This window comes from Paraburkholderia dinghuensis (genome assembly GCF_003837865.1).
In the GTDB taxonomy this organism is placed as follows: domain Bacteria; phylum Pseudomonadota; class Gammaproteobacteria; order Burkholderiales; family Burkholderiaceae; genus Paraburkholderia; species Paraburkholderia dinghuensis.
On record NZ_RQIS01000005.1, the window covers coordinates 154376 to 180091 of the forward strand.

General features: G+C 63.8%; 26 protein-coding genes. 9 read left to right on the top strand and 17 right to left on the bottom strand.

The window, feature by feature from the left end; translation table 11 throughout:
• Positions 1 to 286: 286 nt before the first annotated feature.
• The 3 genes from D1Y85_RS08645 (at position 287) to D1Y85_RS08655 (ending at position 4348) form a co-directional block, all read left to right on the top strand.
• Positions 287 to 2113, top strand: coding sequence for a PhoH family protein (locus D1Y85_RS08645; RefSeq protein WP_124150639.1), 1827 nt, complete (start codon positions 287 to 289; stop codon positions 2111 to 2113).
• Positions 2114 to 2333: 220 nt separating this feature from the next.
• Positions 2334 to 3413 carry a C40 family peptidase gene (locus tag D1Y85_RS08650; protein ID WP_124150640.1) on the top strand — a complete coding sequence of 360 codons (1080 nt, stop codon included), beginning with the start codon at positions 2334 to 2336 and terminating at the stop codon, positions 3411 to 3413.
• 116 nt (positions 3414 to 3529) lie between these two features.
• Complete coding sequence (locus D1Y85_RS08655; RefSeq protein WP_124150641.1) at positions 3530 to 4348, top strand: SDR family oxidoreductase; 819 nt, start codon at positions 3530 to 3532, stop codon at positions 4346 to 4348.
• 81 nt (positions 4349 to 4429) lie between these two features.
• Here D1Y85_RS08655 and D1Y85_RS08660 read toward each other — a convergent pair whose 3' ends face one another.
• From D1Y85_RS08660 to D1Y85_RS08705, 10 genes are all read right to left on the bottom strand, one after another.
• Positions 4430 to 5440 carry an inorganic phosphate transporter gene (locus tag D1Y85_RS08660; RefSeq protein ID WP_124150642.1) on the bottom strand — a complete coding sequence of 337 codons (1011 nt, stop codon included), beginning with the start codon at positions 5438 to 5440 and terminating at the stop codon, positions 4430 to 4432.
• A gap of 10 nt (positions 5441 to 5450) precedes the next feature.
• Complete coding sequence (locus tag D1Y85_RS08665; RefSeq protein ID WP_124150643.1) at positions 5451 to 6077, bottom strand: DUF47 domain-containing protein; 627 nt, start codon at positions 6075 to 6077, stop codon at positions 5451 to 5453.
• 179 nt (positions 6078 to 6256) lie between these two features.
• On the bottom strand, positions 6257 to 7639 hold the full coding sequence (locus D1Y85_RS08670) for a replicative DNA helicase (RefSeq protein ID WP_124150644.1): 1383 nt from the start codon (positions 7637 to 7639) through the stop codon (positions 6257 to 6259).
• A 156-nt stretch (positions 7640 to 7795) separates the two neighbouring features.
• The gene (gene rplI / locus D1Y85_RS08675; RefSeq protein WP_124150645.1) at positions 7796 to 8248 is read right to left on the bottom strand and encodes a 50S ribosomal protein L9; all 453 of its coding nucleotides are present in this window, start codon (positions 8246 to 8248) and stop codon (positions 7796 to 7798) included.
• 27 nt (positions 8249 to 8275) lie between these two features.
• Entirely contained in the window at positions 8276 to 8551 is a 276-nt protein-coding gene (gene rpsR / locus D1Y85_RS08680) for a 30S ribosomal protein S18 (RefSeq protein WP_124150646.1), read from the bottom strand.
• A gap of 2 nt (positions 8552 to 8553) precedes the next feature.
• Entirely contained in the window at positions 8554 to 8853 is a 300-nt protein-coding gene (priB, locus tag D1Y85_RS08685; protein ID WP_027797224.1) for a primosomal replication protein N, read from the bottom strand.
• 46 nt (positions 8854 to 8899) lie between these two features.
• Positions 8900 to 9271: a 30S ribosomal protein S6 gene (rpsF, locus tag D1Y85_RS08690; protein WP_028204897.1), complete on the bottom strand. Its 372-nt coding sequence runs from the start codon at positions 9269 to 9271 to the stop codon at positions 8900 to 8902.
• Positions 9272 to 9527: 256 nt separating this feature from the next.
• Entirely contained in the window at positions 9528 to 10412 is an 885-nt protein-coding gene (locus D1Y85_RS08695; RefSeq protein ID WP_124150647.1) for an anti-sigma factor family protein, read from the bottom strand.
• Complete coding sequence (locus D1Y85_RS08700; RefSeq protein ID WP_124150648.1) at positions 10409 to 11164, bottom strand: RNA polymerase sigma factor; 756 nt, start codon at positions 11162 to 11164, stop codon at positions 10409 to 10411. The genes D1Y85_RS08695 and D1Y85_RS08700 overlap by 4 nt, the downstream gene beginning before the upstream one ends.
• A gap of 213 nt (positions 11165 to 11377) precedes the next feature.
• Positions 11378 to 12292 carry a LysR family transcriptional regulator gene (locus tag D1Y85_RS08705; RefSeq protein WP_124150649.1) on the bottom strand — a complete coding sequence of 305 codons (915 nt, stop codon included), beginning with the start codon at positions 12290 to 12292 and terminating at the stop codon, positions 11378 to 11380.
• Between the two features lie 145 nt (positions 12293 to 12437).
• On the opposite strand from D1Y85_RS08705, the gene gcl reads away from it, so the two are divergent.
• The 3 genes from gcl to D1Y85_RS08720 all read left to right on the top strand — a co-directional run bounded on the left by gcl (position 12438) and on the right by D1Y85_RS08720 (position 16056).
• Positions 12438 to 14219, top strand: a complete 1782-nt coding sequence (gene gcl, locus D1Y85_RS08710; RefSeq protein WP_124150650.1) for a glyoxylate carboligase — start codon at positions 12438 to 12440, stop codon at positions 14217 to 14219.
• Between the two features lie 94 nt (positions 14220 to 14313).
• On the top strand, positions 14314 to 15111 hold the full coding sequence (gene hyi / locus D1Y85_RS08715; RefSeq protein ID WP_124150651.1) for a hydroxypyruvate isomerase: 798 nt from the start codon (positions 14314 to 14316) through the stop codon (positions 15109 to 15111).
• A gap of 60 nt (positions 15112 to 15171) precedes the next feature.
• Positions 15172 to 16056, top strand: a complete 885-nt coding sequence (locus D1Y85_RS08720) for a 2-hydroxy-3-oxopropionate reductase (protein WP_124150652.1) — start codon at positions 15172 to 15174, stop codon at positions 16054 to 16056.
• 565 nt (positions 16057 to 16621) lie between these two features.
• Here D1Y85_RS08720 and D1Y85_RS08730 read toward each other — a convergent pair.
• From D1Y85_RS08730 to D1Y85_RS08755, 6 genes are all read right to left on the bottom strand, one after another.
• Positions 16622 to 17653, bottom strand: coding sequence for an asparaginase (locus D1Y85_RS08730; protein WP_124150654.1), 1032 nt, complete (start codon positions 17651 to 17653; stop codon positions 16622 to 16624).
• An 89-nt stretch (positions 17654 to 17742) separates the two neighbouring features.
• On the bottom strand, positions 17743 to 18669 hold the full coding sequence (locus tag D1Y85_RS08735; protein ID WP_124150655.1) for a CysB family HTH-type transcriptional regulator: 927 nt from the start codon (positions 18667 to 18669) through the stop codon (positions 17743 to 17745).
• Positions 18670 to 18735: 66 nt separating this feature from the next.
• The gene (locus D1Y85_RS08740; protein ID WP_124150656.1) at positions 18736 to 19797 is read right to left on the bottom strand and encodes a sulfate/molybdate ABC transporter ATP-binding protein; all 1062 of its coding nucleotides are present in this window, start codon (positions 19795 to 19797) and stop codon (positions 18736 to 18738) included.
• A gap of 125 nt (positions 19798 to 19922) precedes the next feature.
• Positions 19923 to 20909, bottom strand: coding sequence for a sulfate ABC transporter permease subunit CysW (gene cysW / locus D1Y85_RS08745; protein ID WP_246024825.1), 987 nt, complete (start codon positions 20907 to 20909; stop codon positions 19923 to 19925).
• Positions 20906 to 21808 (bottom strand): sulfate ABC transporter permease subunit CysT, encoded by a 903-nt coding sequence (cysT, locus tag D1Y85_RS08750; protein ID WP_124150657.1) that lies wholly within the window; start codon positions 21806 to 21808, stop codon positions 20906 to 20908. Before cysT ends, cysW begins: the two co-directional genes overlap by 4 nt.
• A gap of 87 nt (positions 21809 to 21895) precedes the next feature.
• Positions 21896 to 22930 (bottom strand): sulfate ABC transporter substrate-binding protein, encoded by a 1035-nt coding sequence (locus tag D1Y85_RS08755; protein ID WP_124150658.1) that lies wholly within the window; start codon positions 22928 to 22930, stop codon positions 21896 to 21898.
• Positions 22931 to 23236: 306 nt separating this feature from the next.
• Between D1Y85_RS08755 and lexA the strand changes: the two genes are divergently transcribed.
• From lexA to D1Y85_RS08770, 3 genes are all read left to right on the top strand, one after another.
• A complete protein-coding gene (gene lexA, locus D1Y85_RS08760; RefSeq protein ID WP_124150659.1) occupies positions 23237 to 23887 on the top strand; it encodes a transcriptional repressor LexA in 651 nt (216 codons plus the stop codon).
• A gap of 27 nt (positions 23888 to 23914) precedes the next feature.
• On the top strand, positions 23915 to 24325 hold the full coding sequence (locus D1Y85_RS08765; protein ID WP_124150660.1) for a hypothetical protein: 411 nt from the start codon (positions 23915 to 23917) through the stop codon (positions 24323 to 24325).
• A 91-nt stretch (positions 24326 to 24416) separates the two neighbouring features.
• The gene (locus tag D1Y85_RS08770; RefSeq protein WP_124150661.1) at positions 24417 to 25076 is read left to right on the top strand and encodes a DUF2939 domain-containing protein; all 660 of its coding nucleotides are present in this window, start codon (positions 24417 to 24419) and stop codon (positions 25074 to 25076) included.
• Between the two features lie 76 nt (positions 25077 to 25152).
• Here the strand turns inward: D1Y85_RS08770 and D1Y85_RS08775 are convergent, their stop codons facing one another.
• A complete protein-coding gene (locus tag D1Y85_RS08775; protein WP_124150662.1) occupies positions 25153 to 25623 on the bottom strand; it encodes a universal stress protein in 471 nt (156 codons plus the stop codon).
• Positions 25624 to 25716: the final 93 nt, after the last annotated feature.

Here is a 25716-nt window from a genome sequence, read left to right on the forward strand (position 1 = left end):
CGCATACCCGGGGCAACACGCCACTACCGCAGTCGAGCCGCTTGCCTCGTTAGCCGGGGCAGCGGCTTTTTTGTTGGCTTTTTTGTCTGCAATCCCGCCATCGCCGCGACGGATTACCCTCCGGTCGCGCGTCTTTGCCAAGGAGGCGATCGAAAACCAGGCGAACCGGCATTTCCAGACCTGAGCGCGCACCGAGCGCGGCAGCGCGTGGCGCCCACCCGGTGCCACCCGCACCGCCCGAAAGCGCACCTACTCGACCACTCGACCCGAATTTTCGAGGGACACCATGCCTTTGCCTACCCCCCCCAGCAAGCTCGGAAACCTGCTGCCGCCCGAAGAATTCAAGGCGCGAGCGCGTAGTACGCGCGGCACCCGGAAGGCGGCGAGCGAGAACGACGCAAGCGACGTGACGGAATACAGTCCCGCGAACGTTGCCGAGCCGATGACGCCCGCAGCGAATGCCGCCACCACGCTGCGCACGGTGCCGCTGCCCTCCGGCAGCGCGGAGCTGGCCGCCCTCGAGCCTGTGACAGCCGCGCCTGCCCGCAAGCGCAAGCAACCGCAGCAAGCTGCACTGCTGCAGCCGGTTCAAGCGCGCGCCGAGCCCGAAACGCCTGTCGCACGCAGCGGCAAGCAGTCGCCCGCGAAGCCGGACACGACCGCGGCCGCCGGCACGCGCGGTGCCGCGAAGAAGCGTCTGCATCCTGAAGAAAGCAGCCAGGTGCGCAAGCTCTTCGTGCTCGACACGAACGTGCTGATGCACGATCCGACCTGTCTCTTCCGCTTCGAGGAACACGACGTCTATCTGCCGATGATGACGCTCGAGGAACTCGACAATCACAAGAAGGGCATGTCCGAAGTGGCGCGCAACGCGCGCCAGGTGAGCCGCACGCTCGACCAGCTGGTCGCGAACGCGGGCACGATCTCGGAAGGCATTTCGCTCGCACGACTTGGAAGCCGTGAGGCGCTCGGCCGGCTGTACTTCCAGACGACGCTCACGCACATCGAACCGGTCGACGGCCTGCCCGAGGGCAAGGCGGACAACCAGATCCTCGGCGTCGTGCGCGCGCTACAGCGCGACCGGCCGGACCGCCTCGTCGTGCTGGTGTCGAAAGACATCAACATGCGCATCAAGGCGCACGCGCTCGGCCTGCCCGCGGAAGACTACTTCAACGACCAGGTTCTGGAAGACAAGGACCTGCTCTACTCGGGCATCCGTGCGTTGCCGCAGGACTTCTGGACGAAGCACGCGAAGGGCATGGAGTCGTGGCAGGACACGAAGACCGGCACGACCTACTACCGCGTGACTGGCCCGGAATGCGCATCGATGCTCGTGAACGAGTTCGTCTATCTGGAGCCGCAGAACGGCGAGCCGGCGTTCCACGCGATCGTGCGTGAACTCAACGGCAAGACGGCGCTCCTGCAGACGCTGCGCGACTACGGCCATCACAAGAACAACGTGTGGGGCATCACGGCACGCAACCGCGAGCAGAACTTCGCGCTCAACCTGCTGATGAACCCCGAGATCGACTTCGTCACGCTACTCGGCCAGGCGGGCACGGGCAAAACGCTCGTTGCGCTCGCGGCAGGTCTCGCGCAGGTACTCGACGACAAGCGCTACAACGAAATCATCGTGACGCGCGCGACGGTGCCGGTGGGCGAGGACATCGGTTTCCTGCCGGGTACGGAAGAAGAAAAGATGCAGCCGTGGATGGGTGCCTTCGACGACAACCTCGAAGTGCTCCAGAAAACCGATGACGCGGCTGGTGAATGGGGCCGCGCGGCCACGCAGGAACTGATCCGCTCGCGGCTGAAGGTGAAGAGCATGAACTTCATGCGTGGACGCACCTTCGTCGACAAGTACCTCATCATCGACGAGGCGCAGAACCTCACGCCGAAGCAGATGAAGACGCTCGTCACGCGCGCGGGTCCGGGCACGAAGATCGTGTGCCTCGGCAATATCGCGCAGATCGACACGCCTTATCTGACCGAAGGCAGCTCGGGCCTCACGTATGTCGTCGACCGCTTCAAGGGATGGGCGCACAGCGGCCACGTGACGCTCGCACGCGGCGAACGCTCGCGACTGGCCGATTACGCATCGGATATCCTGTAAGCACATCGCGGGCGCACCGCGCACGCCGTTCTGAAGGGCCGTAACTGGATCGCCAGATACGGCCCTTTTTTATGGTCGAGCGTCCCGGTAAAGCAACAGTTGGCGCACGAACCTCATGTAAATTGTCAAGAATTCTTGCGAGCGCCCCGCCAGACGGGCTACCATCGCCGCATCACCAGCTATCCACCGCGGCGAGCGCCCTCGCCCGCCACAGCGTTTCATGCGCCGACTCTGGCTTCCGCTACTGATCGTGGTCTTTCTCGCGGCGTGTTCGAGTACGCCGGATAGAGTCGCGCGCAGCGGCAGCTCGTCCACAGGCTCTGACGCCTTGCGCACGCGGCCGCCCGGCCTCCCGAATTTCGTCGATCACAGTATCGGCCGCGAAGAGATCTCGATCCAGGCGATGGGGCTCGTCGGCATTCCATACCGCTGGGGCGGCAATACGCCCGATAGCGGCTTCGATTGCAGCGGCCTCGTCAAATACGTGCTCGCGCGATCGGCGTCCGTTAGCTTGCCGCGCACCACCGCCGAGATGAGCGAGCGCGGCCAGTCGATCGATCCCGGCGAAATCGCCGCCGGCGACCTCGTGTTTTTTAATACGACCGGGCGTCCGCATTCACATGTCGGCATCTATGTCGGCAATCTGCGCTTCGTCAACGCGCCCTCGACGGGCGGAACAGTGCGACTCGACTATCTGACGAACTCTTACTGGGCCAAACGCTTCGACGGCATACGTCGAATGGCGCCACCGAGGAACGCACCGGCACCGTTCGATACGCCGACATGGGAGGCGTCCGCGCCGGTGCAACACCCTGCCACCGTGGCTACGGCAACGGCGGTGGAGCAGAGCCGGCCAATGCCCACTGCTCCGTCTGCACCCGCCTCGCCGCCCGCACCGGCAGTGGCGGACGCGTTTGAGCCGCCTCCCGCAGCCCTCAGCACGGCGCATGTGCAGGCGCGCAGCGCTGGGGCAGTGACACCGGCTGTTGCGCCGTCCACTTCGATTGCGACCGGCAGCGGTGGCGCCACGCCGGGCCCGATTGCCAACGCAAGCACGCCGGCTGTGCCGAGTCAGCCTGACCCGATCAACGCCACCGCGGACGCCTTCGAACCGCCTCCGCCCGCCGCCATTGCCGCCGCGCGGCAGGCTGCGCAGGCGGGGTCGGTTTCTGTCACACCCCCGGCATCCTCGACCCAACCGGCGCCGTTCGTGCGCGCTTCGACGACCATCGGCGCGCCGCGCGCACCGGCGCAAACAATCGACGACCCTATCGCCCGCTTCGCGAACAGCGCTTTCTGATTTCCCGCACGCTCCGGCGTGCGCCCTTGTCCGCGTCCTTGTCCAAATGGCCAGCAAGGTTTTCGTGGCCCCCTGCGTCTGCTATCGTTTTGGTACTTTTTCGCAGCGAGGCAGCGATGGATCTCGGACTCAGCAACAAGGTAGTACTGGTGACGGGTGGTAGTAAGGGCATCGGGCTCGCTTGCGCCCGCGCGTTCGCGAAAGAAGGTGCGAAAGTCGCAATCGTGTCGCGCGACCCGGCCAACCTCGCCCGCGCGCGCGAGCAACTCGCGAGTGAGGGCCTGCACATCCATCTCACGCGCGCCGACCTGCACGAACCGCACAGCGCGGCGGACGTAGTCGAAGATGTGTCGACAGCCGTAGGGCCAATCGACATCCTCATCAACAGCGCGGGCGCGGCACGCCGTTACGATCCGGAAACGCTAGACGCCGACGCGTTCAAGGCGGCAATGGAAGCGAAGTACTTTCCGTACATCTACCCGCAACAGGAAGTGCTTCGGCGGATGGTGGAACGCGCAAAGGCCGGCATGAAAGCGGGCGCGACGGCCGAACCCGGAACGATCATCAACATCATCGGCATGGGCGGGAAGCACGCTAGTGACATCCATATCGCGGGCGGTGCCGCCAATGCCGCACTCATGCTCGCGACGGTGGGACTTGCGCACTATCACGCTCGCTACGGCATCCGCATCAACGCCATCAACCCGGGCGCGACGCTCACGGAGCGACTGCAGGAAGCGCTGAAGCTGGAAGCAGAACGGGAAGGCATCGACGAAGCAACGGCGCTCGCGCGCGGGCAAGCAAAATTGCCGCTCGGACGGTACGCGAAGCCCGAGGAAATTGCAGACGTCGCGCTATTTCTGGCGAGCCCCCGTGCGAGCTATGTCACTGGAGCGCTCATTCCGATGGACGGCGGGGGCGCGCCGATCATCTGACCGGGGCTTGATTTGCGCGCGCGACCGGCGCTTTGATACGACGGTCCGGCGCTGCCACGTGCGACAGCGCCGGGCATCGCCTTACATCAGGCGGTGGCCGATCCACCAGGCCGCGGCAGAGAGCGCCGCCGAAGCCGGAATAGTCAGAATCCACGCCCAGACGATATTGCCTGCCACGCCCCAGCGCACAGCCGAAAGCTTCCGGGTGGCGCCCACACCGACGATCGCGCCGGTGATGGTGTGCGTCGTCGAAACGGGAATGCCAAGCCAGGACGCAGTGAAAAGCGTCATCGCCCCGCCCGTCTCTGCGCAGAACCCGCCGACCGGCTTGAGCTTGGTGATCTTCTGCCCCATCGTCCGGACAATCCGCCAGCCGCCGAACAGCGTGCCGAGGCCCATCGACAGGTAGCAACCGCCCACGACCCAGATCGGCGGCGCGTCGGCGGTAGCTGCAGCGTAGCCTGTGGCGATCAGCAGCATCCAGATGATGCCGATGGTCTTCTGCGCGTCGTTACCGCCATGGCCAAGGCTGTAGAGACTCGCGGAAATCAGCTGAAGGCGACGGAATCGCCGGTCCACCTTGCTGGGTGGTGTGCGGAAATAGAGCCACGACACCAGCAGCATGAAGAACGAGCCGAGGATGAAACCAAGCAGCGGTGAGAGGAAGATGAACGCGACAGTGTTCATCAGGCCGTGCATGTTCAGCGAGTGCCAGCCCGACTTCGCGAGCGCCGACCCCACGAGACCGCCGATCAGCGCATGCGAGGAACTGGACGGGATCCCGTAGTACCAGGTCAGCACGTTCCAGCCGATCGCACCCATCAGCGCGCCGAACACGACGTAGTGATCGACGATATCGGGGTCGATGGTGCCCTTGCCCACCGTCTGCGCCACCTTCAGGTGGAAGACGAAATAGGCGATGACGTTGAACATGGCCGCGAAAGCCACGGCCTGCTGCGGCTTGAGCACGCCGGTCGACACGACGGTGGCGATCGAGTTCGCCGCGTCGTGAAAGCCGTTCATGAAGTCGAAGATGAGCGAAATGGCCACGAGCGACGCGACCACCCAGATGGCGAGTTGTATCGATTGCATCGCGGCGGACTCAGGCGTTTTCCAGCACGATGCCTTCGATGATGTTCGCGACATCCTCGCACTTGTCGGTGACGGCTTCGAGCAATTCGTAGATCGCCTTCAGCTTGATCAGCGTCTTGACGTTGTCTTCCTCGCGGAAGAGCTTCGACATCGCCGAACGCAGCAGCCGGTCCGCCTCGGACTCGAGCCGGTCGATCTCCTCGCAGGCCTTCAGGATCTCGCGCGCCTGCTTCATGTCGGACAGCAGCGCGACGGCGGCTTCGACGCGCCCGACGCATGCCGTGCAGACACGTGCCAGCTGGTTCGCTTCGGCCGTCACTGCCTGAACGTCATAGAGCGAAATGGCGGTGGCCACGTCCTCCATCAGGTCGAGCACGTCGTCCATCGTCGAGATCAGCTTGTGGATCTCGTCACGGTCGAGCGGCGTGATGAAGGTCTTGTGCAGCAGGTCGATCGCCTCGTGGGTCAGCTTGTCAGCCGCCTTCTCGGCGGCCTGGACATTCTGCTTGTGGACTTCGGCATCGGCCAGGTTGTCCATCAGAAGCTCGAGCTCCCGGCTTGCAGAAACGAGGCACTTTGCGTGCGCATTAAAGATTTCGAAAAACTTGCCCTCAGTGGGCATGAATCGGCCGAACATTTGAATCCCGGAAATAGGTCTCGGATTGCCGTTGTGAAACGGCAAGCTATCCGTCATAAAACGGCAAGCGTGCCGTCACAAACCGGCCACATTGTAACGTCGGACGGAAGTACCCGCACTTCTTGACGGACAGGGGCGCGGCGTTTGACCACGGGGGTGCAAACGCGTGTTAGTGGACGTTACTCGCCGTAAAAAGTCTGCGCTCCGGCAAAATTATCGAATTTCGTGAATTGACCATGGAACGTAAGGCGAACAGGTCCGATCGGCCCGTTACGCTGTTTGCCGATAATGATTTCGGCGGTGCCCTTGTCGGGACTGTCGGGGTTGTACACTTCGTCGCGGTAAATGAACAGGATCACGTCCGCGTCCTGTTCGATAGCGCCCGATTCGCGCAGGTCCGACATCACCGGCCGCTTGTTCGGACGCTGCTCCAGACCCCGGTTCAGCTGTGAGAGCGCGATCACTGGAACATCAAGTTCCTTGGCGAGACTCTTGAGCGAACGCGAGATTTCGGAGATTTCCGTCGCACGGTTCTCGCCCGACGAGGACCCGCTCATCAGCTGCAGGTAGTCGACGATGATGAGCCCGAGCTTGCCGCATTGCCGCGACAGGCGCCGGGCGCGCGAGCGCAGTTCCATTGGGTTCAGGCCGCCGGTTTCATCGATGAAGATCTGCGCCTCGCTCATTTTCTGCACGGCGTGCGTGAGTTTCGGCCAATCTTCGTCGGTCAGGCGGCCCGTGCGCATGCGGTGCTGATCCAGACGCCCGACCGAACCGAGCATACGCATGATGAGCTGCGTACCCGGCATTTCCATCGAAAACACCGCCACGGGCAAGCCGTACTCCACGGCAACGTACTCGCCGACGTTCATCGAGAACGCGGTCTTACCCATCGACGGGCGCCCCGCCACGATGATCAGTTCGCCGCCGTGCATGCCCGAAGTCATGCGATCGAGGTCCAGGAAGCCGGTCGGCGTGCCCGTCACGTCACTCGGATTGGCCGTGTGATAGAGCGTATCGATACGCTCCACGACCTGCGTGAGCAGCGGCCCGATTTCGAGGAAACCCTGGGTGCCGCGCGCGCCGTCCTCGGCGATCGAGAACACCTTCGCCTCGGCCTCGTCGAGCAGTTGGCGCACTTCCTTGCCCTGCGGATTGAACGCGTCCGCCGAGATCTCGTCGGCGACCGACACCAGACGTCGCAGCACCGCGCGGTCGCGCACGATTTCGGCGTAGCGTCGGATGTTCGCCGCGCTCGGCGTGTTCTGCGCGAGCGCGTTCAGATACGCGAGGCCGCCCACATCTTCTGCCTTGCCGGCGTTGCCGAGCGCCTCGTAGACGGTCACCACGTCGGCCGGGCGCGCGGACGAAATCAGGCGTCCGATATGCTCGAAGATGACGCGGTGATCGTAGCGGTAGAAGTCGCTTTGGGAGAGAAAGTCGGCAATCCGGTCCCAGGCCGCATTGTCCAGCAACAGGCCGCCGAGTACCGATTGCTCGGCCTCGATCGAATGCGGGGGGACTTTCAGCGACTCAAGTTGGGGATCGTTCGGAGCGTTCATGAGGGGCAATTATCGGACAAGCCGCCCGTCAGGAACAAGCAGCAAAACAGCAAAACTTCTGCGACCCGGCACACAACAAAAAAGGCAGAAGCCGTTGGGCTCCTGCCTTTTTCAAAATGACGGCGATCGAGCGGCCCTGGCGAGCCGCTGCGGCGCTCAGGCGTGCTCGCCCAGCACCGACACTGTGACGTCGACGAGGACGTCGGTGTGCAGCGAAACGTGCACCGGGTGGTCGCCCACCATCTTCAGCGGGCCTTCCGGCAGGCGCACTTGCGCCTTTTCCACTGCGAAGCCCTGCTTCGTCAGCGCGTCGGCGATGTCGGCGTTCGTGACCGAGCCGAACAGACGGCCGTCCACACCAGCCTTCTGGCCGATCTGAACGGTCAGGCCGTTCAGCTTCTCGCCTTCTGCCTGAGCGGCTGCCAGCTTTGCAGCGGCGGCCTTTTCGAGTTCGGCGCGGCGAACTTCGAATTCGGCGATCGCGTCCTTCGTTGCACGGCGTGCCTTCTTGTTCGGGATCAGGAAGTTACGGGCGTAACCGTCCTTCACCTTGACGATGTCGCCGAGGTTACCCAGGTTGACGACTTTTTCGAGAAGAATGATCTGCATTCGGATGCTCCTTATAGCGTCGTCGGGTTAGGCCTTGTGCTGGTCCGTGTACGGCATCAGCGCGAGGAAACGCGCGCGCTTGATAGCCGTGTCCAGCTGACGCTGATAGTGGGCCTTGGTACCCGTCAGACGCGCCGGCGTGATCTTGCCGTTCTCGCCGATGAAGTCCTTCAGCGTTTCGATGTCCTTGTAGTCGATCTGTTCGACGCTTGCAGCCGTGAAGCGGCAGAACTTCTTGCGCTTGAAGAGCGGGTTTTGCTGTTGACGACGCTTGTCGAATTTTTTACCAGTCGGGCGGGGCATGATTAGTCCTTTCCTGTACCTTGCATTTCTGTGATGTGAAACACCAGGGTTCGTGCGTTGCGGTGTTTTTTCGCCAGAAAACCCGTGAAAAGCGTCTCGACGCCCATCTCACAGCTTTCCAGCTTGCCGCATGCCTCACCGGCGGCCACCGCATCCATCGTCAGTTCCACGAGGCGGGCGATACCGGCCTCGACGACTTCGGTGCGGTGATGCAACGTGCAGCTTGCGATCGGAACGCCGGCCGGGGTGTACCGCACCGGTTCGCGTTCGACGACGCTAGCCGTCAGTTGCAGCCTGTTCACGTGGCGAATTTACACAAACGCGCTTGAATCCTGATGGCTTGATTAATTAAGCCTGCGCTTCGGTCGGCTGGGCAGCCGCCTTCTTGGCTTCTTCGCGCTGCACTTCCTTCATCATCGGCGACGGGCCGGTTTCGGCCTTCTTCATCTTGACGATCAGGTGACGCAGAACGGCGTCGTTGAACTTGAACGCGTGTTCCAGCTCGTCGAGCGTGGTCTGGTCGCATTCGATGTTCATGCAGACGTAGTGAGCCTTCGCGAGTTTCTCGATCATGTAGGCCAGTTGACGACGGCCCCAGTCTTCGATGCGGTGGATCTGGCCACCGTGCGACGTGATCGTGCCCTTGTAGCGCTCGATCATCGCGGGCACTTGCTCGCTTTGATCGGGGTGCACGATAAAGACGATTTCATAATGACGCATACACACTCCTTGTGCTGACTTTTGGATAGAAGCCGCCCGGGCGTCGAACCGGTGCGGCAAGTGAGAAGCCGAAGATTGTAACGCGACAGCACTGCGCGCGCAACTGAAATCGGCCGGGCAAGGTATGGATCGTGCCGCGAATCGGGCGTGTTTTCAATGACTTGCGCGGCGCCTCGTCCATGGGGCGCTAGCCGTGAAAGCTCCGCGCGGGCTCTTTCAGGTTTTCACGGGCCCTTCGTGGCCGTTCAGTGGTCGTTCAGCCGCCGCCCAGCCGCGCGAGGAGCGCGTCGCGCAGGCCTGTGAGCACCCCAGCCTCTCCGTCGGTAACAGCCCACCAGGTCATGCCATCCGCCTCCCAGCGCGCAAGCGCGTAGCCCTCGCTGGTGGGCGGCGGGCTCGCCGTCACGGCGGGCCCTGTGCTGCCCGGCGGGAACACGTAGACATCGATCACGTGCTTGTCGTGGTGATAGATGAGCACCGCCACGCGTTCGCGCCCCACATAGTCGAGCCGCCCGCCGACGAGCGGATAGCCCGCCGCCGCGAGATCCTCGACGGGCGGCGCATAGTCGATCTTGCCGTTGAACCACGGCTTGACCGTGTGCTTGTCCGTCGAGATCACATCGAGGTCGCGACCCGAGATCTGGGCGCGGACGTGGCTCGACACGATTTCGTCGACGAACGCGCCGCCTGCCGCCGGATGGCGCAGATTCAGCGCCGCCGCGAGTCCGAGCGCGAAGAGCACGAGCAGTGCACCAGTCAGCCAGCTGAATCCCGCCGACGGCGTGCCCACACGACCGCCGGAGCCGATTCCGTCGAGACGTGGCCAGGTAAGCCAGGACGACGCGCCCCAGCCCGGTTTGCGCGCGCGCGGACGCACGGGTTGCGCGCCGGTTTCTCGCGCGAATGCATCCTCACCCGAAGCGATCGGCGGCAAAGCGGCAGTGATGCGCGCACCGAGCGCCTCGGGCGCGCGGTAATAGGTCGCCGATCTCGTGGCCTTCGAAATCGCCTGCACAACCTGCTCTTCGTGCTGGCATTGCGCGCATCCAGCCATGTGCTCACGCACGCGCAGTTCGTCGCCGGCAGAAAGTTCGCGGTCGACGCTAGCGTCGACGAGTGGGTGCGCGTCGTCACAGTTCATCGAGCGCCTCCCTCCGTAGTGTGGCCGCTCGTACGCGGCTGCGGTCCGCCGTCGACGGCCGGTTCCTCGCGGACCCGGCCGTCGTTTTCCCGGACGGATGGTCTCCCTGGCTGACTGCTTTCCCCATTGCCTGGGCTGTTGCTCTTTACTTGCCGCACCTGTGGTGCGTCGTAATCCGTGCGCCCCTGTTGAGCCGCCAGCAGCGTCGCGAGGCGCCGGCGTCCACGCGCGAGCCGCGACATCACAGTCCCGACCGGCACGTCCACGATCACCGCGATCTCGCGATAACTCAAATCCTCCATCTCGCGCAACACCAGCACTTCGCGATACTCGACCGGCAGCCGTTGCAGCGCATCCTGCACGTTGCGCGCGTCCTCCGCGCGCATCGCGAGTGTTTCCGGATCTTCGCTCGCGGTCTCCCAGCCTTCGGGCGGCCTGTCGTCGCGCAGTTCGTCGATGGGCGTCACTACTTCCGACGTCGACCGCCGCCGCCATTCGTCGTACCAGACGCGCCGCACGATCGTCAGAAGCCAGGGGCGCGCAAGGTCACCGTGAAACGTGTCGAAAAAACGGAATGCCCGCAGGTACGCCTCCTGGGCGATGTCCTCGGCATCGCGCGAATTGTGCGAGAGCCAGCGCGCGAGGTTGTAGGCCGCGTCCAGATGCGGCATCGCGAGCGACTGAAAACGGCGGCTGCGCGCAGCCTCATCGCTTTCAGACGGATCGATCTGCTCGTTCGCGCTCGCGCCCACGCTCGCCCCTCGTGCCCACTACGGTGTCCCTCGTCCTTCGAACCGCCGTCACCTTCCTGCTAGCACTACCGGCACCGCAGCAAGTGTATTCCCGCTTTAGCTTTTCGCGAGCGAAAAATAAATCGCGAATGGGCAGCGCGATCAGGTGGGACGACCGTCACATCCGCTCCACAGGAGGTCCCTATGCCCTCCCGCCTGAAGCGGCGCGGCAGATCAGGTCGCTGCGCCGCTCCAGTACCCGGGCTGCGTATAGGCCTGCTTGAGGTAATCGATGAAATAGCGCACCCGGGCCGGCACGTAACGCTGCTGCGGATAGACCGCGAGGATGTCGTAGTCGGGCAGCGCATAGTCGTCGAGTACCGTTTCGAGTTCGCCGCGCGCGAGTTGCGCGTCGATCTCCCACGTGGACCGCCAGCCGAGCCCAAGCCCTTCCGCGGCCCAGCGATGCAACAGTTCGCCGTCGTTGCAGTCGAGCGTGCCGCTCACGCGCACTGTCACGAGCTTGCCGTTGCGCCGGAAATACCAGCCGCGGTTCTGCCCGCCCTGCAGGTTGAACGCGAGACAGTTGTGGTTCTGCAGGTCTTCGAGCGTCTTCGGCCTGCCATGTCGGCGAAAGTAGTCGGGCGTGCCACACACCACGCGCCGGTTCGACGCCAGTTTTACGGCGACGAAGTTCGGATCGACCGCGCCGCCAATCCGGATCGACAGGTCGTATCCCTCGCGCACGAGATCGACCACGCGATCGGTCAGGTTGAACGACATCTGGAGTTCGGGCTTGTCGGCAAGAAACGCGGGCGCGAGTGGCGCGACATGCTTGCGCCCGAAGGCCGCCGGCGCCGACACGATCAGATGCCCGTTCACGACGCGGCGCCCAGCCGAGAGTTCGTTTTCCGCCTGCTCCCATTCCGCGAGGAGGCCGCGGCAGCGCTCGAGAAATGCCCCGCCCTCTTCGCTCACGACGAGCCGCCGTGTCGAGCGATACAGAAGCTTCACGCCGAGCCGTTTCTCCAGCGCATCAATGCGTCGCCCGAGAATCACGGGCGACACGCCCTCCTCGAGCGCCGCTGCCGCGAGGCTGCCAGCCTGGACGACGCGCACGAACGTTTCGATCTGCTTGAAGCGGTCCACGGGGTGTCTCCTCTCTCCACGGCATTCGATACTTTTAGTTTCGAAATAAGCGACATGGACTGATCTTATCAAACCTTTCGTACGATCCTAAAGTGCGTCTCAACAACCCGTAATCTGTGCAGTTCGCGAAATTCAGGAGACAGTCATGGCCAAAATGAGAGCCGTCGACGCCGCGGTACTGGTACTCGAGAAAGAAGGGATCGACACGGCCTTTGGCGTGCCGGGCGCTGCCATCAACCCGTTCTATTCGGCGCTCAGGAAGGCCGGTGGCATCACGCACCTGCTCGCGCGCCACGTCGAGGGCGCTTCGCACATGGCCGAGGGTTATACGCGCGCCGCGCCGGGCAATATTGGCGTGTGCATCGGCACGTCGGGACCGGCCGGGACCGACATGATCACCGGGCTCTATTCGGCGTGGGCGGACTCGATTCCGATCCTCGCGATCACCGGTCAGGCTCCGCGCGCCAGGCTCTATAAAGAAGACTTCCAGGCCGTCGACATCGAGTCGATCGCCAAGCCCGTCACCAAGTGGGCCGTGACGGTGCGCGAGCCCGCCCTCGTGCCGCGCGTATTCCAGCAGGCATTCCACCTGATGCGCTCGGGCCGCCCGGGTCCGGTGCTGGTCGATCTGCCGATCGACGTGCAACTCGCGGAAATCGAATTCGACATCGACCTCTACGAGCCGCTTCCGCTCTACAAACCGAAGGCAACGCGCAAGCAGATCGAAGCCGCGCTTGCGCTGCTCAACGCGAGCGAGAAGCCGCTCATCGTCTCTGGCGGCGGCGTGATCAACGCAGTTGCAGAAGATCTGCTCGTCAAGTTTGCCGAAACGGTCGGCGTTCCTGTTATCCCGACGCTGATGTCATGGGGCGCTATCGCCGACGATCACCCGCTCATGGCCGGCATGGTCGGTCTGCAGACGTCGCATCGATACGGCAACGCGACAATGCTCGCCTCCGACTTCGTACTCGGCATCGGCAATCGCTGGGCGAATCGCCACACGGGTAGCGTCGAGGTGTACACGAAGGGCCGCAAGTTCGTGCACGTCGACATCGAGCCAACGCAGATCGGCCGCGTGTTCGGCCCGGATCTCGGCATCGTGTCGGACGCGAAGGCCGCGCTCGAACTCTTCGTCGAAGTCGCGCAGGAATGGAAAGCCGCGGGGAAGCTCAAGGATCGCGGCGCGTGGGTCGCGGACTGCCAGCAGCGCAAGCGCACGATGCACCGCAAGACGCACTTCGATGTCACGCCGATCAAGCCGCAGCGCGTGTACGAAGAGATGAACAAGGTGTTCGGGCGCGATACGTGCTACGTGAGCACCATCGGCCTTTCGCAGATCGCCGGTGCCCAGTTCCTGCACGTCTACAAGGCGCGTAACTGGATCAACTGCGGCCAGGCGGGCCCGCTCGGCTGGACGATTCCCGCGGCGCTCGGCGTGCGCGCGGCCGACCCTACCCGCCCGATCGTCGCGCTCTCCGGCGACTACGACTTCCAGTTCCTCATCGAGGAACTTGCCGTCGGCGCGCAGTTCAAGCTGCCCTACGTTCATGTCGTGGTGAACAACTCGTACCTCGGCCTGATCCGCCAGGCTCAGCGCCAGTTCGACATGGACTTCTGCGTGCAGCTTGCGTTCGAGAACATCAACGCGCCTGAGCTCAACGGCTACGGCGTCGATCACATCGCCGTCGCCGAAGGGCTCGGCTGCAAGGCGCTGCGCGTCTTCAAACCCGAAGAGATCGCGCCGGCGCTCAAACAGGCGCAGTCGATGGCCGCCGAGTTCAGCGTGCCGGTCGTGGTCGAAGTCATCCTCGAGCGCGTGACCAATATCTCGATGGGCACCGAGATCGACGCGATCAACGAATTCGAAGAACTTGCCGAAAAGCCCGAACACGCACCGACCGCGATCGCAGTGCCGGACGAAGCGTAAGCGTTACCCCCTGCTGACCGCCTTGCGGTGTGCACCCCGGTTCACCGCAAGGCGATTCAGATTCATCCACTGACCGACCAGCGAGACAAGCACCATGCCGAAATTCGCAGCAAACCTCACCATGCTGTTCAACGAAGTGCCGTTCCTCGACCGCTTTGCCGCAGCCGCCGAGGCGGGCTTCGACGCCGTGGAATTCCTGTTCCCCTATCCGTACAAAGCCAGCGAACTAGCCGAACGGCTCGACGCACACAAGCTCAAACTCGTGCTTCACAACCTGCCCGCTGGAAACTGGGAAGCAGGCGAGCGCGGCATCGCCTGCCTGCCCGGACGCAAAGGCGAGTTCCAGGAGGGCGTGGGCAGCGCAATCGAGTACGCGAAAGCGCTCAAGGTGCCGCAACTGAACTGCCTCGTCGGTATCCCGACGGCCGGCGTTTCGCGCGACGCCGCGCTCGCCAACATCGTCGACAACCTGACGTTCGCCGCGGCCGCGCTCAAACGCGAGGGCATCCGCCTGCTCGTGGAGCCATGCAATTCGTACGACATTCCGGGATTCGCGCTCAACCGTTCGGCCGAAGCGCTCGACGTGATCGCGAAGACGGGCTCGGAAAACGTCTTCCTGCAGTACGACATCTATCACATGCAGCGCATGGAAGGCGAACTCGCGGCGACGATCAAAAAGCACTTCGCGAAGATCGCGCACATCCAGCTCGCCGACAACCCGGGCCGCAACGAACCGGGCACCGGTGAAATCAACTACCCGTTCCTGTTCGACCTGCTCGATACGCTCGGATATGAAGGTCATATCGGATGCGAATACAAGCCGCGCACGACGACACTCGACGGTCTCGGGTGGCTGCGTGGCGCACGGGAGCGCTCGGCCGCGCTCGCGTAAGCGCGCCGCATTCAATCGCGCATCCAACCATATACACAGGACTCAACGGAGAACCGCAAGATGGCAAAGATCGGCTTCATCGGGCTCGGCATCATGGGCTCGCACATGGCGCGCAACCTCATCAAGGGCGGCCACTCGCTCACCGTCAACGGCAAGTATCCGGTGCCGGACGATCTGCGCACGCAGACCCAGGTCGTCGCCGATTCGACGGCTGTCGCACAAGCCGCGGACATCGTCATCATCATGGTGCCGGACACGCCTGACGTCGCGAACGTCCTGTTCGCCGACGACGGCGTCGCCAGGGGACTTTCGTCCGGCAAGCTCGTGATCGACATGAGCTCCATCTCCCCGCTCGATACACAACAGTTCGCGCAGAAAATCAATGCGCTCGGCTGTGACTACCTCGACGCGCCGGTCTCGGGCGGCGAAGTCGGCGCCCGGGAAGCGACGCTCACGATCATGGTAGGCGGCCCGCAGAAGTCGTTCGACCTCGCGAAGCCGCTCTTCGAACTGATGGGCAAGAACATTTCGCTCATCGGCGACAACGGCGCGGGTCAGACGTGCAAGGTCGCGAACCAGATCATCGTCGCGCTAAACATCGAAGCCGTGGCCGAAGCGCTGTTGTTTGCCTCGCGCTCGGGCGCCGATCCCGAGCGCGTGCGCCGTGCGCTGATGGGCGGCTTTGCTTCGTCGCGCATTCTCGAAGTACACGGCGAGCGGATGACGAAGCGCACGTTCAACCCGGGCTTTCGCATCGAACTGCACCAGAAAGACCTGAATCTCGCCCTCGATGGCGCGCGCAAGCTCGGCATCTCACTGCCTCACACGGCGAGCGCGCAGCAGCTCTTCAGCGCGTGCGTCGCGAACGGCGGCAAGGCGTGGGACCACTCGGCCATGATCCGCGCGCTGGAAATCATGGCGAACTTCGAGATCGCCAGCGCGTGAGACGGTCAGGCGCCGGTTGCCTGACGCCTCTAACGTGAAGTGAACGGGCGGCGCGGCCCGCCGCTTGCGCGAGCGTGCGAACGTGCGGTGAGGACCGCGCTTCGCCTCCGCGACGCCAGCCATGACACGGCTGTCGCAAACCAAGGCTGTCGCAAACGAATTCCGGCTGGCGCGAAAGGACCGCGACGGCCACTGGTGGGGCGCTCCGCGGCGGCGGCACCGTCGTGGAGCAAATCGGGGCCGCTCCCTGGCTGAGGGCGGCCTGTGGGGTCCGCAGCGGCGCCCGATGACGGCGGGGAAGCCTTGGTCGGTCAGACGTCGTCATCGGGTGTCCGCCTGTCGGATTGCCTCGCTGCGGGGACACAACCCACATTCATGCGCGCATATCGCACGACGCGCGACTTTCACAGTTCCTGCGAGAAGATCTATCTGCGTCAGGCGCTGGTGATTCCGCCCCTGGCGTCAACGAGACGTTGGGCGGAGCACCGCCCTTTGCCTCGTGCGCATGCGCCACGCGTTAATGTGGCGCTTTGCATCTCTGCACCTGGGCAGACGAATCGATCAATCAGTAGGTATCAAACACGCGCTGCAATTCGCCTCGCTCCCGGATTCCAGCCGCCAGCGCAAGCGCCAGCAACACGCGCGCCTTGTAGGGGTTGAGCGTGCCGGCGCTAACGAAGCCGAGCGCGTCGTCGTTCGCAGCGCCGTTGTGCATCACGTGACCCGAACCCACACGCGACGCGCGCACCACGGCCACACCCCTGGCCGTGGCTTCAGTCAGCGCTTCCTGCAGGGTGGCGTGAATCGAGCCATTGCCGGTGCCCGCCACGACGATCCCACGTACACCCGCCGCGACGAGCGCATCGACGGCAACGCGCGAAACGCCCGCGTAACTCGAGACGATCTCGACAGACGGCCACGGCATGTCCGCGGTAAGCAGCGAATCGACGGTATGCGGACGCAGCGCGCGGCGCTGGAATTCCACGCGAGCGTCCTGCACCCACCCCAGGACGCCGATTTCGGGTGACTGGAACGCATCGACTGCATACGTGCTGGTTTTCGTGACGTCGCGCGCGCAGTGAATGCGGTTGTTGAATGCGACGAGCACGCCCTGTCCCGCCGCCGCACTGCTCGCCGCGAGCGTTACCGCATTCAGCAGATTGAGCGGACCGTCGGCTGAAAGCGCCGTGGCGGGCCGCATCGCCGCGGTCATCACAACGGGCTTCGTGCTCTTCACCGCAAGGTGCAGCAGATAAGCGGTTTCTTCGAGCGTGTCGGTCCCGTGCGTGATGACGACGCCGTCGATGTCATCGCTCGCCAGCAACGCGTTCACGCGTTGTGCGAGCGTCGTCCACAGCGCCAGCGGCATGTCCTTGCTGTCGATACTCGCGACCTGTTCGGCCTCGATCTGCGCGATGGCGTCGAGACCTGGCACGGCCGCGAGCAACTGCGCGACACCGATCACACCGGCCCGATAGCCGGCCGTGTTCGCCGCGTCGGGCGCGGCGCCTGCAATGGTGCCGCCGGTGGCGAGCAAAGCGATGCGTGGCAGCGGCTTCGCCGTCGCAGAAGATGAAGTGGAAACGGGCGTATTCATGGCGGCGATTTTAAGCGATTCACCGCCGCGCGCCACCTGGCCAAATGGCCAACCACGCAGCGCACGCGGCCGGCCACCGCCCCAAATCCTCAGGCCGTCTCGCGCAACTGACTCGCGATCTGCTGCTCAGTCAACTGCGGCGCGAACATCTCGATCAGCCGGTACGCGTACTGGCGCAGGAACGCGCCCTTGCGCAGGCCTATGCGCGTCGTGCTCGCCTCGAACAGATGCTGCGTATCGAGCGCGACGAGTCCGGTGTCACGCGCCGGATCAAAGGCCATCGCGGCCACCACGCCAACGCCCATGCCGAGTTCGACGTAGGTCTTGATGACGTCCGCGTCGATCGCCGTCAGCACGACATCGGGCACCGAGCCCGCCTTCGCGAACGCCTGGTCGATATGCGAGCGGCCCGTGAAATCCTGGTCATAGGTAATGACCGGATACTCGGCGATTTCTTCGAGCGTGAGGTTTTCGCGTCCCACGAGCGGATGCGTCTTCGGCACGACCACGACGTGATGCCACGAATAGCACGGGAACGTCACGATGTCCGGATAGCGGTCGAGCGCCTCGGTCGAGATGCCCATATCGGCCTCGCCGTTGATGATCGACTGCGCGATCTGTTGCGGACTGCCTTGGCGCATCGCGAGACGCACGTTCGGGAACACTTGCCGGAACTCATGCACGACCTTGGGCAGCGCGTAGCGCGCCTGCGTGTGGGTCGTCGCGACGACGAGGTGGCCGCTGTCCTCTTCGGCGAACTGGCGCGCGACGCGCCGCAGATTCTCGGCGTCGAGCAGCATGCGCTCAATGAGCTGATGGACTGCCCGGCCCGGCTCGGTGAGGCCCGTGAGGCGCTTGCCGCGCCGGATGAAAATATCGACGCCGAGTTCGTCCTCCAGATCCTTGATCTGCTTCGAGACACCCGATTGCGACGTGTAAAGCACGTTCGCCACTTCGGTCAGGTTCATGTTCTGACGAACGGCTTCGCGCACGAAGCGCAACTGCTGGAAATTCATGTTCTTGTCTCCGGCACTGCCATTGGACTCCGATTGAATACGCGGAACTGCGCGCGGGACTGCGGCTCACTGCGCGGGAAACACGCGCAATCCGCGCGGTACTGCGGTCGCGCTCTCGCCGACCGAGAGACTCAGCGCACGCCACGTCTCGCGGTCGAGTTCGGCTTCGAGCGCACCGCCGCCTGCCCTGCTTTCCAGTTCGACACGCACGGAACCGCCGAGCGTCACCACGCGGCGCACATCGACGACGATGCCGTCGCTATCCGCAGTCCGCTGCGGATGCAGAACGAGATCGTGCGGCCGCACATACGCGAGCGCCGGGCCGTCGAAACCTGCCTCGACGGCGATTGGCTGCGTCGCGCCGTCGGCGACGAAGCCTTGCGCGTTCACACGGCCGCGCAGGCGGTTCGCTGCGCCGAGAAATTCGTAGACGAACGCCGTCTGAGGATGATCGTAGACGTCCTGCGGGCGGCCCACCTGCTCGACGTGCCCGTGATTGAGCACGACGATGCGGTCGGCCACCTCCAACGCTTCCTCCTGGTCGTGCGTGACGAAGATCGTCGAAATGTGCAGGTCGTCGTGCAGCCGGCGCAGCCAGCTGCGCAGTTCCTTGCGCACCTTTGCGTCAAGCGCGCCGAACGGCTCGTCGAGCAGCAGCACCTTGGGCTCGACAGCGAGCGCCCGTGCGAGCGCGATGCGCTGGCGCTGTCCGCCCGAGAGTTCGGATGGATAGCGCTGCGCAAGCCAGTCGAGCTGAACGAGTTTGAGGAGTTCGTGCACCTTCTCGCGGATCACCGACTCCGATGGCCGCTCGTTGCGCGGCTTGACGCGCAGTCCAAACGCGACGTTCTCGAACACCGTCATATGGCGGAACAGCGCGTAGTGCTGGAATACGAATCCCACCTGGCGCTCGCGTGCGCCCACGGTGCCCACGTCCTCGCCCTGCAGCACAACCTGGCCCGCGTCTGCGTATTCGAGGCCCGCGATCACGCGCAGGAGCGTGGTCTTGCCGCAGCCCGACGGCCCGAGCAGCGCGACGAGTTCACCCGGCGGAAAGTCGAGCGAGACGTTGTCGAGCGCGGTGAAGTCGCCGAAACGTTTTTGCAGATTGCGAACGGTGATGCCCATGATTTACAGCTCTCCTTGTGTCGACAGGAGTTGGCGCTTCAGCGCCTGCTCCCGTCCCATTCCTGTGGCATGCCGGCCAGAGTCGGCTCTTCAGTGCCTTACCCGGACCCCATGCAAGATCGTTACTATTGCGCGTGACGGGCAATGCCCGGTCGCGAAGCGTGTGGTGCACCGTGCTGCGCATCGGCGACGATCACCTGCGCAGCCGACTGCGCGCGCGGCGGCCCCGCATACGCCGGCACCGCACCGGTATCCGCGCGTTCGGTTGAAAGATGACGCTCGGCGAGCAGCTTGAGCCCAAGCGTCACGAGCGCGAGCAGCGCAAGCAGCGACGCCACGGCGAAGGCCGCCGCGAAGTTGTATTCGTTGTAGAGAATCTCGACGTGCAGCGGCATCGTGTTCGTCTGACCGCGGATGTGCCCCGACACCACCGATACCGCGCCGAACTCGCCCATCGCGCGCGCGTTGCAGAGAATCACGCCGTAGAGCAGCCCCCAGCGAATATTGGGCAGCGTGACGCGGCGGAACATCTGCCAGCCGGACGCGCCCAGCACGTGCGCCGCTTCTTCCTCGTCGTTGCCCTGCGCCTGCATCAGCGGGATCAGCTCGCGCGCGACGAACGGGAACGTGACGAAGATCGTCGCGAGCACGATGCCGGGCACGGCGAAGACGATCTGCACATCGTGGTCCTGCAACCACGGTCCGAGCCAGCCCTGCGCGCCGAACAACAGCACGTAGATGAGACCCGAGATCACGGGCGAGACCGAGAACGGCAGATCGATCAACGTGGTGAGCAGCGCCTTGCCGCGAAACTCGAACTTAGCGATCGCCCACGACGCCGCGAGGCCGAACACCAGATTCAGCGGCACGGCAATCGCTGCGGTGATGAGCGTGAGCTTGATCGCGGAAACGGCATCGGGATCGGTCAGCGACGCGAAGTAGAAACCGATGCCCTTCGACAGCGCCTGCCAGAACACCGCGACGAGCGGCACCACGAGAAAGAGCGCGAGAAAGACGAGCGCGATGCCGGTGAGGACCCAGCGCACCCAGGGCGCTTCGATCACCGGATCGGGGCCGTGCGGCGTGCGTGGCTGTCGTGCGGACGTGCTCATTGCGCACCTCCCGCGACGGCACCGAGTGCGGCGTCGCCGCTGCGTGGCGTAGAAGACGAGGCACCGCGACTAGTGCGCCGCTGCAGATACCACTGCAACGAATTGATGATGAGCAGCATGACGAACGAGGCACACAGCATCACGACTGCGAGCGCCGTCGCACCCGCGTAATCGTACTGTTCGAGCTTGGTGATGATGAGGAGCGAGGTGATCTCGGACTTCATCGGCACATTACCCGCGATGAAGATCACCGAGCCGTACTCGCCAAGCGCACGCGCGAAAGCAAGCGCGAAACCCGTCAGCAACGCGGGAAGCGCGGCGGGAAGCACGACGCGGCGGAACGTGAGCCAGCGCGACGCTCCGAGACACGCGGCGGCCTCTTCCTGCTCGCGCTCGAAATCTTCGAGCACGGGCTGCACCGTGCGCACGACGAACGGCAAACCGATGAAAGTGAGCGCGACGAGCACGCCGAGCGGCGTAAACGCGACCTTGATCCCAAGCGGCTGGAGGAACTGGCCGAGCCAGCCGTTGCCCGCGTAGACAGCCGCGAGCGAGATGCCGGCAACCGAAGTGGGCAGCGCGAACGGCAGATCGACGATCGCATCGACGACGCGCTTGAACGGGAATGGATAGCGCACGAGCACCCAGGCAAGCAGGAAGCCAAACACCGCATTGATCAGCGCGCCGCCGAGCGCGGCAGAAAACGTGAGCCGGTACGACGCGATCACGCGCGGCGACGCCACGGCGCGCACGAACTGATCCCAATCGAGGGTAGCGGTCTTGAGGAAAGTGGCCGCGAGCGGAATCAGCACCACGAGGCTCAGATAAGCCAGCGTGATGCCGAGCGTCAGGCCGAAGCCCGGCAACGCACTCGGCTTGTGAAATCGGAACGTCGTCATGCTTGTTGCTCTTTCAATGAACTCAGGCGCACCATGCGCCAAAAAGCGCGACCTTACGGGCGCGCCTCGTGTGATTGCCGCTTTGCGTCACTGCGGCTGGTAGATCGAATCGAAGACCCCTCCGTCCGTGAAATGTGTCTTCTGCGCGTTCGCCCAGCCGCCGAACGTGTTGTCAACCGTGTAGAGCTTCAGCTTCGGAAACTTCGCCGTGAGCGCCGCCGGGACCTTGTCCGAACGCGGACGATAGAAGTTCTTCGCGGCAATCTCCTGGCCCTCCTGCGTGTAAAGGAACTGCAGGTAGGCCTCGGACACCTTGCGCGTACCGCGCTTGTCGACCACCTTGTCGACCACGGCGACAGGCGGCTCGGCGAGAATGCTCACCGACGGCACCACGATCTCGAACTTGTCCGTCCCGAACTCCTTGACTGAGAGGAACGCTTCGTTTTCCCAGGAGATCAGCACGTCACCGATGCCGCGCTGCACGAAACTCGTCGTCGCGCCACGGGCGCCCGAGTCCAGCACGCCCGCGTTCTTGTAGAGCTTCGAGACGAATTCCTTCGCCTTCTGGTCGTTGCCGCCCGGCTGGTGCTCCGCGTACGCCCACGCCGCGAGGTAGTTCCAGCGTGCGCCGCCGGAGGTCTTCGGATTCGGCGTGACGATCGAAACGCCCGGTTTCACGAGGTCGTCCCAATCCTTGATGTGCTTCGGATTGCCCTTGCGCACAAGAAACACAATCGTCGAGGTGTAAGGCGACGCGTTGTCGGGCAAGCGCTTTTGCCAGTCCGCATTCACGATGCCCTTGTTCGCGAGCGCGTCGATGTCCCATGCGAGCGCGAGCGTCACGACGTCGGCCTGCAGTCCGTCGAGCACCGAGCGCGCCTGCGCACCGGAGCCACCATGCGACTGTTTGATCGTGAGCGTCTCGCCCGTCTTCGCCTTCCAGTCTTTGGCGAACGCCGTGTTGATGTCCTGATACAACTCGCGCGTCGGGTCGTAGGAAACGTTGAGCAGCGACGTCTCCGCATGCGCCGCGGCCATGCCAAAAAGCGGCGCTGCTCCGATGACAAGCCTCGCCGCCAGCGTCTTCAGCCAGCCTGCCTTCCCCGTGTTCTGCCTGCCCATCCGCGCTTCTCCGTGTTGTGTTGAGAGCATGCGACCCTCGATGAAAGGCAGTCTAACGATCGTTGTTAATCATTAAAAATAATGTTTAATCATTTTTTAATACTCAAAAGTGGTAAAGACTGCCGTTTCGGCCGCGCGCGGGCTGTTTCGTCCACGGTTTTGCCCGCGGTTCCGTCCGTGTATGCCCGTATGGAGGCCTCAAATCGGCTCAATCGCAACATCCGGATGGAGAACTTCAAGTAACACTTGAAAAGCGCCGAATACTGTATAAAAATACAGTCACCTGTCTATCCATACAGTGGCGCCATGACCAAACTCACCGCACGACAGCAACAGGTTTTCGATCTGATCCGGCGCGCGATCGAGCGCACGGGCTTCCCGCCTACGCGCGCCGAGATCGCGGCCGAACTCGGCTTCAGTTCTGCGAATTCGGCGGAGGAGCATCTGCGCGCGCTGGCACGCAAAGGCGTGATCGAACTGGCTGCGGGCGCGTCGCGCGGCATCCGTCTCATGCCCGGCCCGGATGACCTCCCGCACCAGTTCACGCTGCCGCACGCGAGCATCATGCAGCTTTCGTTGCCGCTCATCGGGCGGGTCGCGGCGGGCAGCCCGATCCTCGCGCAGGAACATATCTCGCAGCACTATGCGTGTGACCCGGCGCTCTTTTCCAGCAAGCCCGACTACCTGCTGAAGGTGCGCGGACTCTCGATGCGCGACGCGGGCATCCTGGATGGCGACCTGCTGGCTGTGCAGAAAAAGAGCGAGGCAAAGGACGGCCAGATCATCGTGGCCCGCCTGGGCGACGACGTCACCGTGAAACGCCTGAAGCGCCGTCCCAACGGCCTCGAACTGATTGCCGAGAACCCCGATTACGACAACATCTTCGTCGAGGCGGGCAGCGCGGAATTTGCGCTCGAAGGCATCGCTGTCGGCCTGATCCGGCCGACCGAATTCTGATCATCTGAACGCTGTCTGGAGGGAGTCATGGAACGCCTTGCCCGTCTGTTGCCCTTTCGTCAATTCGGCCGCTTGCGGCATCTGCGTGGCCTTGCCGGTTGCGCGGCGCAAAATGCGCGCGCGTCAGCGGGGGCGTTGTCCGGCTCGCTTTTTGACGATCTCGCCGAAGTCGGTCCAGGCCAGAAGTCGCACCTGGCCGCGCATTTAGCCGCGCATACGTCCGATCTCCCCCCGCTGCCCTCCGCGCAGCCCGCCTTTGCGCGCGTCTCGCTCAACAGCACGCTGAACAACGCCGATCCGCAACGTCGTGCGCCGGTACGCGTGTACCACGGACCATCGCGGCTCATCATGGTCGGCACGGTCGATGCCGTCTGCCGGATGATCGACCGCTGCATCGCCGAGCAGCACGCAGACATGCCCGCGGCACTCTCGAAGTAAGGAAATCGAAGTCAGGAAATGCCGGCTGCGGGATCGTTTGGGCGCTTGCGCGGTCCACACGTAATGTGCCTTTGACGAACCAAACCTGAAGATGACCGAATCTGTTTCGACCCAATCGACGAAACGCTGGATGAAGCCTGTCGCGATCGCCGTAGCCGTGGCGTTGGTCGTGGTAACGGTGGGCTACAGCTATGCATCACCGTATGTGGTGCTGCACCGGTTGAAAGTTGCAGCCGATGCCCGTGATGCTGCCTCGCTCAACGACTACGTCGACTATCCGGCCTTGCGGGTGAGCCTCAAGGAGCAGGCGGGCGAGATGGTGCAGCGCCGGATTGGGGCGGAACACAGCAACAATCCGCTGCTGCTGTTCGGCGCCGCGATCGGCACGGCGCTGATCGGGCCGATTGTGGATGCTTATGCGACACCTGAAGGCGTCGCCGCGCTGCTCAACGGGATACCGCCCAACGGTAAGCCGGGTGATACGCCGCCACCTGTCAGTGATGGCGGCGAGGCGCACTCGCCCGCGCCGACCGATGCGCCTGCTCGATCCAGTGCGCCGGCTGCGTCGGCCGAGAACAAACAGGCTCGCCCGCAATCGACGGCGGGCTACCGCAGCCTCAACGAATTCGTCGTAACGTGGCAGCACAGCGCGAACGGCGAACGCTATTCCGCCGTCCTCCAGCGCCACGGGCTGTTTTCATGGAAGCTTGCGGCGGTCGAACTGAACGAACCTGCACAACCCGTTCATTAGCGCCCCAAAGGGCTCGCTAGCGCGCGTTAGCGAGCCCTTGGGCGTTGCCGGTGAGCGTAGCCATCCAGCGCGACCATCAGGCGGCCGCTTGCTCCTGCTTCTGCTCTGCCGCCGACGAACACGCCACGAGAATGCTGCAGGAAACGCGGTCGAGCAGCGGCGTGTTCCCCGCACCCATCCACCAGCGCGAGAGTCCTGTGCGACAACGGTGGCCCACCACGACCAGATCCACCTGCAGTTCATTGGCAAGGTTCGCAATCTCGTCGATCGGGTGTCCGAAGGCGAAATGGCCCTGCGCGCGCACGCCCCGCTCGGTCAGCCAGTCCACGCCTTCCTGAAGAATTTCGCGTGCTGTTTCCTCGAAGCGGCCACAGGCCACGTCGGTCAGGAGGCCGGCGCTCTGTGCGATCGTCGAGCGCATGTCGACGACCGAGAGCAGGTGTGTTTCAGCACCCAGATCCAGCGCAAGATCCGCGCCGCAACGTAGCGCCTTGCGGCCTTCGCGCGAGCCGTCGTAACACAGCAGGATTTTCTTGTAGCTCGCCATGATGATCTCTCCCCGGCCAATGCGGATCGCCGACCGTGCATCTTCATCATGGTGCGCCGCAATTCCACATGCAAGCGCTGGAAAACGCCAGGT